Here is a 3,217-nt window from a genome sequence, read left to right on the forward strand (position 1 = left end):
CCGCACGTCCGATTCATCCGCCAACATGCCACCGCGAATCATCTTAACCGCGACCATGCGGTTGAGTTGTTTTTGGTTCGCCAGATAGACGATCCCCATACCGCCTTTGCCAAGCACTTCTTGCAGTTCGTAATCGCCCAGATCAAACGGCAGCGTCGGGCCCGGGTCGTTCTTGGATCGGTTCGCCATCGGCAGCGTGATCGCCGGATCAACATCCGATTGCTCGCCGACCGCCGAGGTGATGGCGACCGTGTCGGCGCCGTTTTGGACCCTCGCTCGATGCGATGACAATCCCGATGCCATTGTCACTTGGCCAAGTAGGTCGGCCGCTTCCATCAGTTGCTTTAATTGTCCGGCCACGTCAGGAAACTGCTTCAAAAAGTCCTCGCGGCTGGTTAACTCACCGGCATCACACGAACGCAGGTAAGCCGCAAAGGCTTCATCCACGGGGTCTGCGGTAGGTTCGTTGTCAGCCATAACTGGTCGTGGCAGAAGATGGAAAAGGAGGTCAAAGAGGGTGTCGATTCTAACTCAGGCTCAAAGGGATGCCCCAGTAGGGCGCGGTAAAGTTTGGCGAGGATTGATTCAGAGGGCCGCTTCCGACCACGAAGAAAACGGTGGCAATGCCGCCATTTGTCGTGTTTTTTACAACCATGGGCTCATGTCGTGGTCCAAGATCGTTCTCAATTTTTGCAGTCCACGTTTTAGTAAACCCGCCACCGCAGTGTCGCTTTTGCCCATCCGCTCGACAATTTCCGCCAATGGCAGCCCTTCCATGTAGCGGAGCCGGATCGCCTCGGCTTGAGTTTCGGGCAATTGATGCAGCGCTTCCAGCAGTGCCATCGTGGCCTCGGTGCGGATCGCGACCCCGCTCGGACTGGTTGTGCTGCCCGGCAATTGTTGGATCCACGCACCGCCGCCGGAATCATTCGGTGACGGTTTGTTTCCATCCACTTCGCGTTTGAGTGACCGTTTTTGGGTCGTCACATGGCGAGTCACCGCCGATGCGACGTTGTTTTTCAGCACCCCCCGTAGCCAAGCTGCAAATTCAGCTGGGCTCGAGCCGCGAAAGGAGGCCAAGTCACGTTTGGCCTCCAGGAACGTCAACTGGACAATATCGGCGGGATCGATCCGGCGTCGCAATCGCTCCGAAAGAAAGCGATGCGCCAACATCAAAAGGTACCCCCGATAACGCTCGAGCAGCTGTCCGAGCGCATCATTGTTGCCCTCTTTCGAGGCAATGACCAAATGGGTGGTTGATTCTGAACGCTCCACGCTGAGATCACCTATTGTTCTTTCCTGGAAAACCTTTGTCAGAATGACGTACCCGCAACACGGTCACACCGGTACAATCATCGTGTGAATCCCACAGCACGCTATTTCCATCGCAGTCGCACTGTATCGCAGTCGCACTGTGCTTTGAAATTCGGTGCTTCGAAATTCGGTGCTTCGCGATGTCCATTGCATTGACACGGCTATCCATTGCATTTTGCTTTGGTGCCAATTTCATTGACTTTGGGCGTTCGCACACGCGGGCGTGGGGGGACACGGAACCTGATTATAGAAGAATGAAAGAACTTCGGATGCTAAAGAATCACTTAATCGTTCGCTTTTCGCAATCTCGGCGGAACAGTCTGAATTTGCTTGCGTTGATCACCTTTTTTTCCTGTCTGGGATGTGGAAAAGCCGCAGAGGAATCGCCTACGGTTTCTCCGCCTGAAACGCTGACGCCCACCGAGCAGGTGGCGACGCCAGACGAGTCGACGCCATCGGAGCCACCGGGCCAGCTTGAATTGCCACCCGGGGACATCCCGCCAGCGAACACGAATTCGCCGAAGACCGGCGGTGGTGGCGGCGGTTTGGAGATGCCCGACGTGCAGATCAGCAACAAGCCGCCTGTCGCGGACGCATCCGAAACAGCTTCACCCGAAATTCTTTACGGGTCTTTGGACGAAATTCAAGACCGCATCGCCAAAACCAAGAAAATCACCGTAATTGACTTTTGGTCGCTCTCCTGTCGCCCTTGTTTAGAAGAGTTTCCTGGTTTGGTGCGATTGAATAAACAGTTCGCCGACAAGGTCCAGTGCATCTCGGTCGACGTCGATTTCGATGGACGAAAATCGCGGCCACCGAAACACTACGAGGAACGAGTCGTGGCGTTTGTCACCAGTGTCGGGGCGACCTTTCCCAGCTACATCAGCACGACCGAAAGCGATGAAATCTATTCCGAATTGGATCTCGATTCGATTCCCGCGGTTTTGATTTACGACGCGGATGGAAAATTGGTCAAAAAGTTTGTCGATGCGGGCGATACCGCAGGCTTCACCTACGACAAGCAAGTGATTCCATTTGTCAAAGAGTTGATGCAGCCGGACAAGTAGTGACTTTCTGAGAGCAAAGGTCAGTCGCACGAGTTAGAGGTGGTTGATAGCTCACGTTGGTTGTTTAGTATCCAGACGGATACCAATTTTGTCATGCTCAATGCAAGAACGTTCTCACGAGCGAACATGATTCAATCGGCTACTCGCTGATGACGTGGTGCATCGCTGTCGTCCATGTCTCGGAGGTTGCCGGAAAAGATTTACGTCATTGGCAAACTCTTTGGCCCGCGACTATTGGCAAAGGATTGATCGATGGCAATGATTGGTTAATCTCGGGTCGAACTTTGCCCGACGTTTACTGCCGTTGCGGGTTGATCGCAGGCAGAGATTGGTTACTCTCCCATTGGCCAAGCATGCTATTCGCACGGACGTTGCGGATTGATCGCAGGCAGAGATTGGTTACTCTCTCACGTCCCGCCACATACATGCGATGATTTGTTGCGGATTGATCGCAGGCAGAGATTGGTTACTCTCCAACGTGTTCCCCAAGCAAGAGGACGGCCTGTTGCGGATTGATCGCAGGCAGAGATTGGTTACTCTCACACAAACACAACAACATACACAACACGCAGTTGCGGATTGATCGCAGGCAGAGATTGGTTACTCTCACCACGGGTCCAAGTTCGATTACCTTCAAGGTTGCGGATTGATCGCAGGCAGAGATTGGTTACTCTCACAATCGCCGTGACTGATCCGTAGCCGGACGTTGCGGATTGATCGCAGGCAGAGATTGGTTACTCTCTCGGTAGCGACATTGCCGAGCATCTTGGCGGTTGCGGATTGATCGCAGGCAGAGATTGGTTACTCTCCAGCGGCAAGCTGTACGACATAGAAAA

At 53.8% G+C, this 3,217-nt stretch carries 2 protein-coding genes, 1 pseudogene and 1 CRISPR repeat array; of the genes and pseudogenes, 1 reads left to right on the forward strand and 2 read right to left on the reverse strand.

Annotation, left to right across the window (positions count from 1 at the left end):
- Both ABX962_RS33300 and ABX962_RS33305 read right to left on the reverse strand, forming a co-directional pair.
- Positions 1 to 477, reverse strand: a pseudogene (locus ABX962_RS33300) (protein kinase); the annotation flags it as partial.
- Positions 478 to 645: 168 nt separating this feature from the next.
- Positions 646 to 1,275, reverse strand: a complete 630-nt coding sequence (locus ABX962_RS33305; protein ID WP_372725985.1) for a sigma-70 family RNA polymerase sigma factor — start codon at positions 1,273 to 1,275, stop codon at positions 646 to 648.
- Positions 1,276 to 1,583: 308 nt separating this feature from the next.
- Between ABX962_RS33305 and ABX962_RS33310 the strand changes: the two genes are divergently transcribed.
- On the forward strand, positions 1,584 to 2,381 hold the full coding sequence (locus ABX962_RS33310) for a TlpA family protein disulfide reductase (RefSeq protein ID WP_372725986.1): 798 nt from the start codon (positions 1,584 to 1,586) through the stop codon (positions 2,379 to 2,381).
- 237 nt (positions 2,382 to 2,618) lie between these two features.
- Positions 2,619 to 3,190: direct repeats of the CRISPR family, unit length 37 nt; unit sequence GTTGCGGATTGATCGCAGGCAGAGATTGGTTACTCTC.
- Positions 3,191 to 3,217 lie beyond the last annotated feature (27 nt).

The sequence above is a fragment of the Novipirellula sp. genome (genome assembly GCF_041583735.1).
Classification (GTDB): domain Bacteria; phylum Planctomycetota; class Planctomycetia; order Pirellulales; family Pirellulaceae; genus Novipirellula.